The 14732-nt window shown below is 66.6% G+C and carries 12 protein-coding genes; 9 read left to right on the top strand and 3 right to left on the bottom strand.

Annotation, left to right across the window (positions count from 1 at the left end; all coding sequences use genetic code 11):
- Positions 1-53 precede the first annotated feature (53 nt).
- Genes DF286_RS09530 through DF286_RS09500 form a run of 7 tightly spaced genes read left to right on the top strand, consistent with a single transcriptional unit; the run spans position 54 to position 8477 of the window.
- Positions 54-1895 (top strand): DUF885 domain-containing protein, encoded by a 1842-nt coding sequence (locus DF286_RS09530; RefSeq protein ID WP_109271219.1) that lies wholly within the window; start codon positions 54-56, stop codon positions 1893-1895.
- Between the two features lie 42 nt (positions 1896-1937).
- The gene (locus DF286_RS09525) at positions 1938-3788 is read left to right on the top strand and encodes a DUF885 domain-containing protein (RefSeq protein ID WP_109271218.1); all 1851 of its coding nucleotides are present in this window, start codon (positions 1938-1940) and stop codon (positions 3786-3788) included.
- A gap of 10 nt (positions 3789-3798) precedes the next feature.
- A complete protein-coding gene (locus tag DF286_RS09520; protein ID WP_109271217.1) occupies positions 3799-4947 on the top strand; it encodes an alanine racemase in 1149 nt (382 codons plus the stop codon).
- Positions 4948-4989: 42 nt separating this feature from the next.
- Positions 4990-5259: a DUF3297 family protein gene (locus tag DF286_RS09515; RefSeq protein WP_109271216.1), complete on the top strand. Its 270-nt coding sequence runs from the start codon at positions 4990-4992 to the stop codon at positions 5257-5259.
- A gap of 24 nt (positions 5260-5283) precedes the next feature.
- Positions 5284-6285, top strand: a complete 1002-nt coding sequence (locus DF286_RS09510; RefSeq protein ID WP_243444790.1) for a zinc-dependent alcohol dehydrogenase family protein — start codon at positions 5284-5286, stop codon at positions 6283-6285.
- Positions 6286-6345: 60 nt separating this feature from the next.
- A complete protein-coding gene (locus DF286_RS09505; RefSeq protein WP_243444789.1) occupies positions 6346-7374 on the top strand; it encodes an Ldh family oxidoreductase in 1029 nt (342 codons plus the stop codon).
- A 17-nt stretch (positions 7375-7391) separates the two neighbouring features.
- Positions 7392-8477 (top strand): alpha/beta fold hydrolase, encoded by a 1086-nt coding sequence (locus tag DF286_RS09500; protein WP_109272117.1) that lies wholly within the window; start codon positions 7392-7394, stop codon positions 8475-8477.
- A 112-nt stretch (positions 8478-8589) separates the two neighbouring features.
- On the opposite strand, the gene DF286_RS09495 is transcribed toward DF286_RS09500, so the two are convergent.
- From DF286_RS09495 to DF286_RS09485, 3 genes are read right to left on the bottom strand one after another with little or no spacing between them, the layout of a single operon-like run.
- Positions 8590-9066 carry a YybH family protein gene (locus tag DF286_RS09495; protein ID WP_109271214.1) on the bottom strand — a complete coding sequence of 159 codons (477 nt, stop codon included), beginning with the start codon at positions 9064-9066 and terminating at the stop codon, positions 8590-8592.
- An 11-nt stretch (positions 9067-9077) separates the two neighbouring features.
- Entirely contained in the window at positions 9078-11450 is a 2373-nt protein-coding gene (locus DF286_RS09490; RefSeq protein WP_109271213.1) for a glycoside hydrolase family 127 protein, read from the bottom strand.
- Positions 11447-12736, bottom strand: coding sequence for an NAD(P)/FAD-dependent oxidoreductase (locus DF286_RS09485; RefSeq protein WP_109271212.1), 1290 nt, complete (start codon positions 12734-12736; stop codon positions 11447-11449). The genes DF286_RS09490 and DF286_RS09485 overlap by 4 nt, the downstream gene beginning before the upstream one ends.
- Before the next feature lie 66 nt (positions 12737-12802).
- Between DF286_RS09485 and DF286_RS09480 the strand changes: the two genes are divergently transcribed.
- Positions 12803-13705, top strand: coding sequence for a dihydrodipicolinate synthase family protein (locus DF286_RS09480; RefSeq protein WP_109271211.1), 903 nt, complete (start codon positions 12803-12805; stop codon positions 13703-13705).
- 25 nt (positions 13706-13730) lie between these two features.
- Positions 13731-14729, top strand: a complete 999-nt coding sequence (locus tag DF286_RS09475; protein ID WP_109271210.1) for a 4-hydroxyproline epimerase — start codon at positions 13731-13733, stop codon at positions 14727-14729.
- The last annotated feature ends 3 nt before the right edge of the window (positions 14730-14732 follow it).

The raw sequence follows: 14732 nt of genomic DNA, 5'->3' as shown, positions 1-14732 counted from the left end.
GCCTTGCGATCATGATCTAGATAACGCCTCCGTTCCGACAGCCAGGATGTCCCGTGACGCTCAAGCTTCCGCTCGCCGCCCTCCTCCTCGCCGCCACGTCGCTCAGCGCCTATGCCGCACAGCCGGCCGGAGCGCCCGCCGCCTCGGCCGCCCCGGCCTCCCAGCAAGCCGAGGATGCCCGCCTTCTCGCTTTCCTGGATGCCGCCTTTGATGCGCAGGTGGCGATGAGCCCGGAGGCTATGACCAGCCTCGGCATGAAGACCGATTACGACAAGCTCGACGACTATACCGACGCGCAGAACCAGAAATCCCGCGAGCTGGCGGAGCGGCAGCTCGCCGATATGAAGGCGCAATTCGATTATGAGACGCTGAGCCCCACCGGCCAGCTCAGCTACAAGCTGTTCGAGAACGACGTCGAGCGCGGGCGCAAGCGTTTCCAGTGGCGCTGGCACGATTTTCCAATTTCGACCAACGGCAGCCCGGCCGGCGATATTCCGGTGTTCCTCATCAACCAGCACCGGGTCGACAGCGTCGCCGACGCCGAAGCCTATATTTCGCGGCTCAAACAGGTCGAGCGGGTGATGAACGAGGTCGCCGCCAACGTCCGCACCCAGGCGGGCATGGGCATCCTGCCGCCCAAGCTCAATTTCGATCCGGTGCGGGCCGATGCGCGGAAGGTGCTGACCGGCGCGCCCTTCGACAATGGTCCCGACAACAGCATCCTCGCCGACTTCAGGGAGAAGGTGGCGAAGCTCGACGCCTCCGACGACGTCAAGGCGAAGCTGGTCGCCGACGCCACCGCCGCACTGACCGGTCCCTTCAGGCGCGGTTACGACGCCCTGTTCGCGGTGCTCGACGAGATCGAGCCCCAGGCGACCGACAATGACGGCGCGTGGAGCCTGCCCGACGGCGATGCTTATTATGCCGACCAGCTCCGGTTTTTCACCACCACCGACCTCAGCGGTGACCAGATCCACCAGACCGGCCTCGACCAGGTGAAGCGCATCCATGGCGAGATGGAAGCGATCAAGGACCAAGTGGGCTTCAAGGGCACGCTCCAGCAGTTCTTCGCGCACATCAAGACGAGCCCGGAGTTCAAATATCCGAACAGCGACGAGGGGCGGCAGCAGTATCTCAAGGACGCCACCGCCTATATCGACCAGGTGATGAAGGCGGCGCCGCGCTATTTTAGCCGCCTGCCCAAGGCGTCTCTGGAGGTCCGCGCGGTCGAGGAATGGCGGCAGGACACGGCGCCGGTCGCCTTCTACAATCGCCCGGCGCCGGACGGCTCCCGCCCCGGCATCTATTACGTCAACCTCGCCGACATGACGCAGGTGCTGAAGCCGCAGGTCGAGACCATCGCCTATCATGAGGGTGCGCCCGGGCATCACTTCCAGGGCGCGTTGGCGCAGGAGCTTCCCGGACTCCCCAAGTTCCGCCGCTTCGGCGGCAACAGCGCCTATGGCGAGGGCTGGGGCCTTTATGCCGAGCGCTTCGGCAAGGAGATGGGCTTTTACAAGGATCCCATGTCGGAGTTCGGCATGCTCTCCTCCCAGCTCTGGCGCGCCGTGCGGCTGGTGGTCGACACCGGCCTCCACGCCAAGCGCTGGAGCCGCGAGCAGGCGATCGACTATTTCAAGGAAAACTCGCTGGTGAGCGAGCGCGACATCGTCAAGGAGGTCGAGCGCTACATCAACAATCCGGGCCAGGCGACGAGCTACATGATCGGCCAGATCCGCATCATGGAGTTGCGCGACAAGGCCAAGGCGGCGCTCGGCGACAAGTTCGACATCCGCGAATTCCACACCGTCATCCTCGGCAACGGCGCCCTGCCGCTGGATGTGCTCGAGGCCCAGGTCGACGCCTGGATCGCCGGAAAGAAGGCAAGGGCCTGACAACCTCGCTCGGAGCGAGATGAGATTATGAGAGGAACATTAATGAAGCTTCAGCTCCCGCTTACCGCCCTGCTTCTCGCCACCGCCGCGTGCGCGCCGCAGATGGAGGCGAACCCGCCCGCGCCGCTTGCCACCGCGCCGACCACCGAGGCCGCAGCCACCTCCCCGGCCGAGGAAGACGCCCGCCTCCTCGCCTTCCTCGACGAAGGCTTCGATGCGATCGTCGCGACCAGCCCGCAATTCATGACCGCGCTCGGCATCAAGACCGATTACGACAAGCTCAACGACTATACCGACGCGCAGGCGCAGCGGGTGCTGGCGATGGAGGAAGCCCAGCTCGCCGCGATGAAGGCGAAGTTCGATTATGAGGCGCTGAGCCCCGCCGGCCAGCTCAGCTATCGCCTGTTCGAACATGAGGTCGCCCGCGACCGCGAGCAGTTCGAATGGCGCTGGCACGATTTCCCGATCTCGACCAACGGCAGCCCCGCCGGCTCGATCCCCGTCTTCCTCATCAACCAGCACAAGATCGACAGCGTCGCCGATGCCGAGGCCTATATCTCGCGTCTGAAGGAGGTCGAGCGGGTGATGAGCGAAGTCTCGGCCAACGTCCGCCGCCAAGCCGAGATGGGCATCGTCCCGCCCAAGCTCAATTTCGAGCCGGCCCGCGCCGATGCGAAGAAGGTCATCACCGGCGCGCCCTTCACCGATGGCCCCGACAGCACCCTCTTTGCCGACTTCAAGAAGAAGGTGAGCGCCCTCACCGCTCCGCCCGAGGTTAAGGAGCGGCTGATCGCCGAGGCTTCCGCGGCGCTGACCGGCCCGTTCAAGCGCGGCTACGACACCATGTTCGCCGCCCTCGACGCGATCGAACCGCTGGCGACCGACAATAACGGCGCCTGGGACCTGCCGCGCGGCGCCGAATATTATGCGAGCCAGCTTCGCTATTCGACCACCACCGACCTCAGCGCCGACCAAATCCACCAGATCGGCCTCGACGAGGTCGCGCGCATCCATGGCGAGATGGAAGCGATCAAGGCGAAGGTGGGCTTCAAGGGCACGCTCCAGCAGTTCTTCGAGCATCTCAAGACCGGCGAGCAGTTCCACTTCCCCAACACCGAAGCGGGCCGGGCGCAGTATCTGAAGGAGGCCAACGCCTACATCGATCAGGTGATGGGGGTGGCGCCGCAATATTTCCGGCGCCTGCCCAAGGCGCCGCTGGAGGTCCGCGCCGTCGAGAAGTGGCGGGAGGAGACGGCCGCGGTCGCCTTCTACAACCGCCCGTCGCCCGACGGCTCCCGCCCCGGCATCTATTACGTCAACCTCGCCGACATGACGCAGGTGCTCAAACCCCAGATCGAGGCGATCAGCTATCATGAGGGCGCGCCGGGCCATCATTTCCAGTCCGCGCTCGCCCAGGAGCTGCCGAACGTTCCCAAGTTCCGCCGGTTCGGCGGCTACGGCGCCTATGGCGAAGGCTGGGGCCTCTATTCGGAGAAGCTCGGCAAGGAGATGGGTTTCTACCAGGATCCCTATTCGGACTTCGGGCGCCTCTCGCTCGAGCTCTGGCGTGCAGTCCGCCTCGTCACCGACACCGGCCTCCACCACAAGCGCTGGAGCCGCGAGCAAGCGATCGAGTATTTCCGGGAGAATTCGCTCCTCTCCGAGCGCGACATCGTCAAGGAAGTGGAGCGCTACATCAACAATCCCGGCCAGGCGACGAGCTACAAGATCGGCCAGCTGAAGATATTGGAGCTGCGGGCCAAGGCGGAGAAGGCGCTCGGTGACAAGTTCGACGTGCGCGATTTCCACGCCGCCGTGCTGGAGAACGGATCGCTCCCGCTCGACGTGTTGGAAGCGCAGATCGATGCCTATATTGCGGAGGCGCAGCGCTGAGGTGACAGCCATGGACGAGCAGCCGCTGGAGACGATCGAAACGCCGGCGTTGCTGCTCGACCCGGCGAAGCTCGAACGCAATATCGAGCGGATGCGTGCGCAACTGGCCGAGGCCGGTGACGGCGTCGTCCTGCGCCCGCACCTTAAGACGGCGAAGTCGATCGAGGTCGCCCGGCGCGTGCTCGGCGGGTCGAACGGACCGATCACCGTCTCGACACTGCTGGAGGCCGAGCGCTTCGCCGAGGCCGGCATCACGGACATTTTGTACGCGGTCGGCATCGCGCAGGCGAAGCTCGATCGGGTGATCGAGATCAGGCGACGGGAGATCGACCTCACCATCATCACCGACAATCTCGTCGCCGCCGAAGCGATTGCCGCGGCGGCGCGGGCTTCGGGCGAGCCCATCCCGGTGCTGATCGAGATCGACAGCGACGGCCACCGGGGTGGCGTGCCGCCGGAGGATAGGGACCGGCTCATCGCGATCGCCCGCACCTTGGCGTCGGGCGGAGCCGTGCCGCGCGGGGTGATGACCCATTATGGCGGCTCCTACGACGCCCGCAGCCAAGCCGAGCTTGGCGAGGCGGCGAGGCGGGAGCGCGAGACCACCCTCGCCGCCGCTGCGACGCTTCGTGCCGCCGGCTTCGAGGCGCCGGTCGCCAGCATCGGCTCGACGCCGACCGCCCTCAACACGAAAGACCTGGACGGTATCACCGAGGTCCGCGCCGGCGTTTATCACTTCTTCGATCTCGTCATGGCGGGCCTCGGCGTCTGCTCAATCGATGAGATCGCCCTCTCGGTGCTCGCCACCGTCATCGGCCACCAGCAGGACAAGGGCTGGATATTGGTCGACGCCGGCTGGATGGCGATGTCGCGCGACCGGGGCACGGCGAACCAAGCGGTGGACCAGGGCTACGGCCTCGTCTGCGACGCGAGCGGCCTCCCCTGGCCCGATCTCATCATGACCAGCGCCAACCAGGAGCATGGCATCATCGCCGTCCGCCCCGGCTCCGGTGCTGTGCTCCCCGACCTGCCGGTCGGCACCCAGCTCCGCATTCTTCCCAACCATGCCTGCGCCACCGCGAGCCAGTTCGACGCCTATCATGTGCTCGGGCCCGACGGCGCGGTGACCGGCCGCTGGCCGCGCTTCAACGGCTGGTGAAAGCTTGACGGGGCCGGGGTCGGAGGGCCAAAGAGCCGCGCCATGACCGATACGCCCCCCGATCGCCTCTCGCTCAATCCGCGCAGCCCCTATTTCGACGCCGAGATGCTCCGGCGCGGCGTCGGCATCCGATTCAAGGGGCAGGAAAAGACGAACGTCGAGGAATATTGCGTCTCGGAAGGCTGGATCCGCGTCCCCGCCGGCCGCAGCCTCGACCGCTACGGCCAGCCGATGACCGTGAAGCTCTCCGGCCCGGTCGAGCCCTATTTCCAGGACGCCGCCAAGGCCGACGAAGACAAGGCGCCAGAATAACGCCATTCTGCTAAGCTGGCCGGCATGTCCAAGGCGGTCATGCAGGCGATGCAGCTCGACGCGCCACGCAAGGCGCTGCGCCTCGTCGAGCGTCCGGTTCCCGAGCCCCGGCCCAACGATCTGCTGATCGAGATTTCCGCCTGCGGCGTCTGCCGGACCGATCTCCACATCGTCGATGGCGACATCCGGTCGCAGCTGCCCATCGTGCCCGGGCATGAGATCGTCGGGCGAGTGCTGGCGGCGGGGGATGCCGCGACGGGCTTCTCGATCGGCGAGCGTGTCGGGGTCCCGTGGCTGGGCGGGACGTGCGGCGCCTGTCTCTATTGCCGCGAGGATCGGGAGAATCTCTGCGATCGCCCCACCTTCACCGGCTTCAGCCGCGACGGCGGCTTCGCCAGCCACGCCATCGCCGATGCCCGCTTCTGCTTTGCGATCCCGGCGGCCTATGATGACGTGGAAGCCGCCCCGCTGCTATGCGCCGGCCTCATCGGATACCGCTCGCTCGTGGCGGCGGGAGAGGCCCGCCGCGTCGGCCTCTACGGCTTCGGCGCGGCCGCGCACATCCTGACGCAAGTCGCCCGTTGGCAGGGCCGCGAGGTCTTCGCCTTCACCCGCCCCGGCGACGACGAGGGCCAGCGCTTCGCCCTCGATCTCGGCTGCGTCTGGGCCGGCGGTTCGGACGAAAGGCCGCCCGCGCCGCTTGATGCCGCCATAATCTTCGCCCCGGTTGGCGCGCTGGTTCCCCTTGCCTTGAAGGCCGTGCGCAAAGGCGGCCGCATCGTCTGCGCGGGCATCCACATGAGCGACATTCCCGCCTTTCCCTATAGCGATCTGTGGGAAGAGCGGTCGATCCGCTCCGTCGCCAACCTCACCCGTGCAGATGGCCGCGACTTCTTCCGCATCGCCGCCGAAGCTCCAATCCGCGTCTCGACGGAGGCCTTCCCGCTGGGTCAGGCGAACGAAGCGCTGGCCCGGCTCCGCGCCGGCAAGATCGAGGGCGCGGCCGTGCTTACGCCTGGCGGCTGAGCACATGCCGGACTTGCCGGGAGATTTGTATACGATATACCGCCCTCTTCGGAGGTAATGATGGCTAGTCACAAGAGATTGGCACTGGCCGAGGTCCGCGACCTCGCGCTGACGGTGCTCACGCATTTCGGCCTCGGCGAACGTCAGGCGAAGGCGGTCGCGGAGACGATGGTCGCCGGCGAGCGCGACGGTTGCACGTCGCACGGCATCTATCGATTGCTCGTCTGCGCGCACACCATCCGGGAAGGAAAGGTGGTCGTCGACGCGGAGCCCGAGGTGCACGACATTGCCCCTGCCCTGGTGCGGGTCGACGGCAAGGGCGGCTACGCGCAGATCGGATTCGAGGAAGGGCGTCCGATCCTCATCGACAAGGCCAAGCGCTGCGGCATCGCCGCGCTGGCGGTCAACAACAGCGTCCATTTCGCGGCGCTCTGGCCCGAGGTCGAGACGCTTGCCGGTGACGGCCTGGTGGCGTTCGCCTTCACCCCCAGCCACGCCTGGGTAGCGCCGGCCGGCGGCACCGCGCCGATCTTCGGCACCAATCCCATCGCCTTCGGCTGGCCACGGCCTGGCGAGCATCCGTTCGTCTTCGATTTCGCGACCAGCGCGGTGGCGCGCGGCGAGATCGAGCTGCACCGGCGCGAGGGCAAGCCGATTCCCCTCGGCTGGGGCCTCGATCCGCAGGGGCAGCCCACGACCGACGCCGGCGAGGCGCTGGCCGGATCGATGCTGACCTTCGGCGGCCACAAGGGGTCGGCGCTGGCGGCGATGGTGGAGCTCATCGCCGGCCCGCTGATCGGCGATCTCACCAGCGCGGACTCCCTCGCCGCGGACGACGGCGCCAAGGCCTCCCCGTTCGGCGGCGAGCTCATCATCGCCATCGATCCCGCCGGCTTCCTCGGCTCGGCCGCGGCCGAGCATCTGGCGCGGGCGGAGCATCTGTTCGAAGGCATCACCGCCCAGGGCGCGCGCCTCCCCTCGCAGCGCCGATACGAGGCGCGGACGCGAAGCCTACAGGAGGGCGTGCTGATCCCGGCCCGCCTGCTCGACGATATCCAGGCGTTGCTCGACAAGCCGCTTTCAGCCTAGCCTTGTTCCGATCGGAGATGTTCATGCGCCTATCGAAAGCTGCCCTCGCCGCCCTGCTCTTCCTCGCGGCCCCCGCCGCCGCCCAGACGGACTATGCCTCTGAGGTCAAGGAGCAGGACATCGTCCTCGACGATTTCCGCTTCGGCACCGGCGAGACGATGGAGAAGCTGCGCATCCATGTCTCCACCTTGGGCACGCCCAAGCGCGACGCCGACGGGCGCGTCACCAACGCGGTGATGGTACTCCACGGCACCGGCGGCAGCGGCCATTCCTTCCTGCGGCCGCAATTCACCGAGCTGTTCGGGCCGGGCCAGCCGCTCGACATCAGTCGCTATTACATCATCCTTCCCGACAATATCGGCCACGGGAAATCGTCCAAGCCCAGCGACGGCCTCGCCATGGACTTTCCCGACTATGACTATGCCGACATGATCGAGGCGCAGCACCGGATGCTCACCGAAGGGCTGAAGGTCGATCGGCTGAGGCTGATGATGGGCACCTCGATGGGCTGCATGCACGGCTTCATGTGGGGCGAGCGCTGGCCGGACTTCGTCCAGGCGATGATGCCGATGGCGTGCCTTCCGACCGAGATCGCCGGCCACAACCGCATGTGGCGCAAGCTCGTCATCGAAGGGATCAAGGCGGACCCGGCCTGGAACGGCGGCGACTATGAGACGCAGCCGGTGCTTGGCCTGCGCACCGCGGCGAGCCTCTTGCAGGTGGTCGGCTTCGCCCCGCTCAATCTCCAGAAGGAATATGGCACCCGCGAGAAGGCGGACGCCTATATCGTCGAGCGGATCGAGGCGAGCATCAAGAGCCTCGACGCCAACGACATGATCTACCAGTTCGATTCCTCGCGGAACTACAATCCCTGGCCGGGGCTGGAGAAGATCACCACCCCGATCACCTGGGTCAATTCGTCCGACGACTTCATCAACCCCTGGGACTATGGCATCGCCGAAAAGGCAGCCGCGCGGATGCCGAACGCGCGCTACGTCCTCATCAAGGCGACCGACGACACCCGCGGCCATTCGACCCACACCTGGGCGAAGTTCTGGAAGGACGAGCTGATCGACCTGCTGGCGCGGACGGAGGGGAAGTAGGGTTTTCGCCTACACGTCATCCCGGACTCGATCCGGGACCCAAGAACACGGTTTCACAGGATCGAACACGGCGGTGTTCTTGGGCCCCGGCTTTCGCCGGGGTGAAGGACTGTCAGGGCGTTACCACCGAGGACACGTGGTTGAGCGCGATGACCCATTTTCCGTCGCGCTTGCGCATGAGGCGGGTGTTGATGCCGTCCTGCCGATCCTTCGGTCTATCAAGCGTGTAGCGGCTGATCAGCTGCGCGGTGTCCGGCGCCAGCATCTCGATGCGGATGTCGTAGAAGTGGAGCTTGCCGCGCGTATCCTCCGACGCGCCATAATCGCGGATGTAATGATCGAGCGTGCCCTGCCAGTCCTTCTGGAACTGGCCGCGCGACACGAAAATGACGTCGGGGTTGGCGAAGCCTTCCATATAGCCCCTGAAGTCACCGCGGTTCCAAGCCGCCTCCATGCGAGCGATGACGTCGCGGATGGCGGCCTTCTCCGCCTCCTCGTTGACGCCGGCGAGCCAGGGACGTTCGGGCGGCTGCGCCACGGCCGGAACGGCGAGGAAAAGGGCCGCGCAGGCCAGAAGGGCATTTCTCATCGGGCGTCTCCCTAGGCGACGGTGGATTTGGGGGTGAAGAGCCGGACGCCGAAGACGGGGCCGCAGCGATTGGGGCCGGCGACGGGCTCGAAGCGGACCATGACCTGGTCCTTGCCCTTCGTCAGCGTCTCGGGAACCGGATAGTCGACGGTGAAGAACTCGCCCGGCCGGTCGCCGTCGAGGCGCTGGGTGGCGATGGTCGTGCCGTCGATCTTGATGTCGAAATGCTTGTTGCGCTCCTCGCCCCAATAGGTCGCCTGGAGCACGAGCGGGCCTGACCTCGACTTCATCCGGAACTGGAAGAATCCCTCGGCGCGCGCGTCGCGCCCATGACGGCCGCGATAGGTGACGGGATAGGAGTTCTTGGAGGTGAGCTCGTGATCCCGCTCCGGCTGCATCTCGCCGAGATGCATGACGTCGACGGAACGCGCCTCCAGGTCCTTGAGCCGCGCCTGCTCAGCCGCATAAGCCGCCTCCGCCACCTTCCATTCGGCGTCCGTGAACTTGCGGAAATAGACGGCCGTGCGACGATCGCGCTGCTCATAAAAGGGCGCGAAGGCGAGATCGGCGGGCCGCGCGATGCCGGCCGTGCGGAAGCACTTTTCCGACACCTCGACGGGGGCGAAACCGTCCAGCACGTTCGCCGCGACCAGCGCCGGAGCGGTGCCTTCGAAGGGCTGGTCAGCGGGGCCCATGTCGGCCGCGAGCACGACCGGGCCGTGGAGAAGCGCGATCGTCGAAGGATCGTCCACAGTAGCTTCGGCACGGAGCTTCATCGGCAGCGTGAGGGTCAGCCGGTCGCCTTTCTTCCAACGGCGGCGGACAACGGCATAGCCGCCCTCGGCCCTCGCCGGCTGCGCCTCGCCATTGACGGCGATCGTCATGCCCTCGCACCAGCCCGGCACGCGCAGAGCGATGGCGAAGGTCGAGGGCGTGGCGAGCGCCTCCAGCTTCAGCGTCACTTCCTCGCCGAACGGATAGGCGGTCTCCATCGCCACCGTCGCCCCGCGCTCCTGCCAGTCGAGGCGGGAGGGGATGAAGAGGTTGGCGATCAGCCGGTCCCCCGCCTGCCACCAAATGCTCTCGCCATGCTTGGAATGGGTCTCCATGCCGGTGCCGACGCAGCACCAGAAATGGTCGAAGTCCGACGAGAAGCTGCGATGCGAGCCCGACATCAGCGGCACCATATAGGCGAAGCCGCCGGTCTCCGGATTTTGATGGGCAAGCATGTGATTGATGTGCGCCCGCTCGTAGAAGTCGAACAGGCGCGCGTCCGGCGACCAGCTATAGAGATGCCGGGTCAGCTTCAGCATATTGTAGGTGTTGCAGCTCTCGCAGGTCTGCTCGGTGATGTGCTTGGAGACGGTGCGAGGCTCCGGGAAATATTCGCGGTCGGCATTGCCGCCGATGACGTAGCTGTAGTCGCGCGTCACCGTTTCCCAGAAGAAGCGCGCTGCCGAAGCATCGGCGGGATCGCCGGTCAGCTCGTGCAGGCGGGCGAGGCCGATCAGCTTGGGAATCTGGGTGTTGGCATGGATCCAGGGAAGGACGTCCTTCCCTTGGCTCAGCGGATCGAGGATCTTCCTGTGCCGCAGCCGCTCGGCGAGGCGGAGCCAGCGCTTTTCGCCGGTGCGGGCATAAAGCTCGGCGAAGCTTTCGTTGATGCCGCCATGCTCGCAGTCGAGCACCGTCTGGACCTGATCGTCATCGAGGGCGGCGAAAACCCCGTCGATATAATGGCCGAGGCCGGTAGCGACGCCGATCGCCTTTTCGTTGCCACAGAGGGTCTGGGCGTCGAACAGGCCGGCATAGAGCTTGTGCCAATTGTAGAAGGGCACCCAGCAGCCGTTGAGGTCGAAGCCCGAGGAGCGGATGTCCCCGCGCATCAGCTCCGGGAAGAGAAGCTTGCCGTCCTCGACGATGTCGCCGCGCTTGCGAGTGAAGCCGGCGACATAGCCGTCGCCATGCGCCTTCTGCACCTCGATGAGCTCGTCGACGATATAGTCGACCCGGCGGCGGCATTCCTCGTCGCCGGTCTGGGCGTGCATCAGCGAGAGGGCTGAGAGATAGTGGCCGAGCGTATGGCCGGCGATGGTGTCACTTTCCCAGCCGCCATAGACCTCGCCCTTCGGCTCGAGGCCGGCGCTCGTCCGGAAATTGTGGAGCAGCCGATCGGGCTCCAGCCGGTGCAGATAGGCGCGATTGGCCTCGATCGCCGTCAGGAAGGGCGACGGCAGCAACCGCACCCGCGACAGCGGAAAGGGCGTCGCCGCAGCGGATCTGGGAGATGCAATCCCGCGCGCCCAGGCCACCACCGGGATAAGGGCGGCCACGGCGGCGCTCGCGAGAAGGAGGCGGCGGCTGGGTTTCCAGTCGGTGATCATCGAGACTCCTTGGCGGGACTGTGTCTTTGGAATCGCTCCAGCGCAAATGGCGCGACGTCCACGGCGGGTGCGTCGCCATTGACCATCGCCGCCACGGCCTCGCCGGTGACGGGCGCCAGGGTGAGACCGAGATGCTGGTGCCCGAAAGCATAGAAGAGATTTTCGGCGCGTCGGCTGCGGCCGATGGCGGGCAGATAGTCGGGAAAAGTCGGCCGCGCGCCCATCCAGGGCTCTCCGGGCAGACGGAAAGGAAGGCCGAGCGCCTGCACATGATCCCGCAGCCTCGCCCATTTGCGAACATCGCCCGGGCTGTCGGCGCGCCCGAACTCGACGAAGCTCGCCGCTCGCAGGCCCGAGCGGAAACGAGTGACGATCATCGACCGGTCCTCGAAGACGACCGGCGGCATGTCCTCCGGCCATTCCGTTTCGGCCGACTGGATGTGATAGCCGCGCTCGGCGATGATCGGCACCGTCTCGCTGAGCGGCCGCAGGAGCGCGCCCGAGGCCGCGCCCGCGGCGAGCACAACAGCGTGGGCGCGCAGCTCCTCGCCCGTGTCGAGCCGAGGCACCGCCCTGCCCTCTAGGACGTGGAGCCGGTCCACGCGCGCATGACGCTGGCGCCCGCCCAGTTGCTCGAACGCAGTCCCCAGCCGCTTGGCGAGTTCACCGAGGTCACTGATCTGGCCGCTGCCTTCGAAGCGGATCGCCCCGGCGGGCGGCCTTTGCGTCAGCGCGGTGAGCTGCGCCATCTCTTCCGGCGTCACGTCCCTGAAGCGGGTCGTTCCGGTGTCCGCGGCGGCCCATGCGGCGCGGCCTCTCGCGGCGCTTTCGGGTGTTTCCCAGACGATGAAATGACCTTGGCTCAGCAGCAGCTCCGGCGCGCTCGCCTCCCCGAGAAGCCGCGTCCAGGCCGGCATCGCCTCGCTGAGGAGCGCAGCCAGCGCGGCCTTGCCGGCGGCAAATCGAGCCGGCCTCGCGGCCCCGAGCAGGCGCAGGGAGAAAGGAAGCCAGGCGGCAACCTCCCGCATCGGCAGCGACAGGGCCCCGCCCCGCCAGAACAGGCGTCGCCACATGCTCCTCACCGTCGCCAGAGAAGCCAGCGGCTCCACCTGCTCCACGGCGATATGGCCGGCATTGCCCCACGAAGCCCCGCGCCGCTCCGGCTGTGGATCGACGAGGGTTGTGCTAATACCGCGCGATTGCAGACGAAAAGCGCAGCAGAGTCCTACGATTCCACCGCCGATGACGATGGCCGTTTTCGGCGCCCCGGTTTTTTTGCTTGGCATCGCGGGATCATATACCGTATACGAAATTGACATGCAACGGAGGACCCAGTGAGTTCGTCAAGACCCATGTGGCAGGGCGTCTATCCCGCCGCCACCACCCAATTCGCAGCCGATTCGTCGGTCGACCTCGACGCTACCCAGCGTGTTCAGACCGCCCTCGTGGAGGACGGCGTGGACGGGCTGGTGCTGCTCGGCACCGTCGGCGAGAACAACTCGCTGCTGCCGGAGGAGAAGCGGGCGGTGCTCCGCGGCGCCGTCGAGGCGCTTGGCGGCAAGGTGCCGCTCATCACCGGCGTGTCCGAGCTCAACACCGATCGGGCCGTCCAATATGCCAAGGACGCCGAGGCCATCGGCATGACCGCGCTGATGGTGCTGCCAGCGATGGTTTATGTGCCAACCTCCGAGGAGCTGTTCGCCCATTTGAAGGCGGTCGCCGAGGCGACCTCGCTCCCCGTCATGCTCTACAACAACCCGCCGGCCTATCGCGTGTCGATCGATTTCGAGACGCTGGAGAAGCTGGCCGACATCCCCAATGTCGTGGCCATCAAGGAAAGCGCCCCGGATTCGCGGCGCATCACCGACGTCATCAACCGCTTCGGCGATCGCTACACGATCATGGCCGGGCTGGACGACGTCGCGCTGGAGGCGATGCTGCTCGGCGCGAGCGGCTGGGTGTCCGGCCTGACCAGCGCCTTCCCGCAAGAGTCGGTGGCGCTGATCGCCGCGTTCGAGCGCGGCGACTTCGAGGAGGCCCGGCGCATCTACCGCTGGTTCATGCCGCTCCTTCACCTCGATTCCGATCCGGACCTCGTCCAGTCGATCAAGCTCGCCGAGCAGATCATGGGCCGCGGTTCCGAGCGGGTCCGCATGCCGCGTCTGCCCTTGAGCGGTGCCCGTCGCGCGGACGTAATCGCCATGGTCGAGAAATGCGCGGCCACGCGGCCGACGCTCACCAAGGCCGCCGCATGATTCCATCCAGCTGCGTGGCTGACGCATGAAGCACACCTTCTTCTGCATAGACGGTCATACGGCCGGCAACCCCGTCCGCCTCGTGGCGGGCGGGGCGCCGCTGCTTCGAGGCGAGACGATGGCGGAGCGGCGCCAGGATTTCCTCGCCCGCTTCGACTGGATCCGGACCGGCCTCTGCTTCGAGCCGCGCGGACACGACATGATGTCCGGCGGCTTTCTTTATCCGCCGACGCGCGAGGACGCCGACTGCGGCATCCTCTTCATCGAGACGAGCGGCTGCCTTCCGATGTGCGGCCACGGCACCATCGGCCTGGTGACGTTCGGCCTCGAGCATGGCCTCATCACGCCCCGCCAGCCGGGCAAGCTCCGCATCGAAGTGCCGGCGGGCATCATCGACATCGACTATAAGGCCGAGGGCGACCGTGTGCGGTCGGTCAAGATCCGCAACGTTCCCGCCTATCTCGCCAAGCGCGGCATCGAGATCGACGTGCCCGGCTTCGGGCCGCTGACGCTCGATGTTTCCTATGGCGGCAACTATTACGCCATCGTCGAACCGCAGGGACCCTATACGAGCCTCGACGACCTGGGGGCCTCGCGCATCGTCGAGCTGAGCCGCACGATCCGCGAGCTCGTCCGCGCCGCCTATGAGCCGGCGCATCCGCTGGAGCCTAGCATCCGCGGCGTCAGCCACGTGCTCTGGGCCGACAAGCCCAAGGGCGAAGGCGCCGACGGCCGCAACGCCGTCTTCTACGGCGAGCGCGCGATCGACCGCAGCCCCTGCGGCACCGGCACGTCCGCGCGTCTCGCCCATCTCCACGCCACCGGGCGCCTCAAGGCCGGCGACAGCTTCGTTCACGAAAGCTATATCTGCAGTCGCTTCACCGGCCGGATCGAGGAAGAGACGAGCATCGGCGACCAGCCGGCGATTGTGCCGTCGATCGAAGGCTCCGCCATTGCCACCGGCTTCAACACCATCTGGATCGACCGCGAAGACCCCTTCTGGGCCGGCTTCTCGGTCGTCTGAGGA

Origin of the sequence: Sphingosinicella humi (assembly GCF_003129465.1) — a bacterium.
Taxonomy (GTDB): Bacteria; Pseudomonadota; Alphaproteobacteria; order Sphingomonadales; family Sphingomonadaceae; genus Allosphingosinicella; species Allosphingosinicella humi.
This window is presented reverse-complemented; position numbering and strand designations above follow the sequence as displayed.

What these genes read in the sequence shown, in the direction of transcription:
- DF286_RS09525 (WP_109271218.1), top strand. Translation starts at nt 1,938, where the DNA reads ATGAAGCTTCAGCTCCCGCTTACCGCCCTGCTTCTCGCCACCGCCGCG.
- DF286_RS09520 (WP_109271217.1), top strand. Translation starts at nt 3,799, where the DNA reads ATGGACGAGCAGCCGCTGGAGACGATCGAAACGCCGGCGTTGCTGCTC.
- DF286_RS09515 (WP_109271216.1), top strand. Translation starts at nt 4,990, where the DNA reads ATGACCGATACGCCCCCCGATCGCCTCTCGCTCAATCCGCGCAGCCCC.
- DF286_RS09510 (WP_243444790.1), top strand. Translation starts at nt 5,284, where the DNA reads ATGTCCAAGGCGGTCATGCAGGCGATGCAGCTCGACGCGCCACGCAAG.
- DF286_RS09505 (WP_243444789.1), top strand. Translation starts at nt 6,346, where the DNA reads ATGGCTAGTCACAAGAGATTGGCACTGGCCGAGGTCCGCGACCTCGCG.
- DF286_RS09500 (WP_109272117.1), top strand. Translation starts at nt 7,392, where the DNA reads ATGTTCATGCGCCTATCGAAAGCTGCCCTCGCCGCCCTGCTCTTCCTC.
- DF286_RS09495 (WP_109271214.1), bottom strand. Translation starts at nt 9,066, where the DNA reads ATGAGAAATGCCCTTCTGGCCTGCGCGGCCCTTTTCCTCGCCGTTCCG.
- DF286_RS09490 (WP_109271213.1), bottom strand. Translation starts at nt 11,450, where the DNA reads ATGATCACCGACTGGAAACCCAGCCGCCGCCTCCTTCTCGCGAGCGCC.
- DF286_RS09485 (WP_109271212.1), bottom strand. Translation starts at nt 12,736, where the DNA reads ATGCCAAGCAAAAAAACCGGGGCGCCGAAAACGGCCATCGTCATCGGC.
- DF286_RS09480 (WP_109271211.1), top strand. Translation starts at nt 12,803, where the DNA reads ATGTGGCAGGGCGTCTATCCCGCCGCCACCACCCAATTCGCAGCCGAT.
- DF286_RS09475 (WP_109271210.1), top strand. Translation starts at nt 13,731, where the DNA reads ATGAAGCACACCTTCTTCTGCATAGACGGTCATACGGCCGGCAACCCC.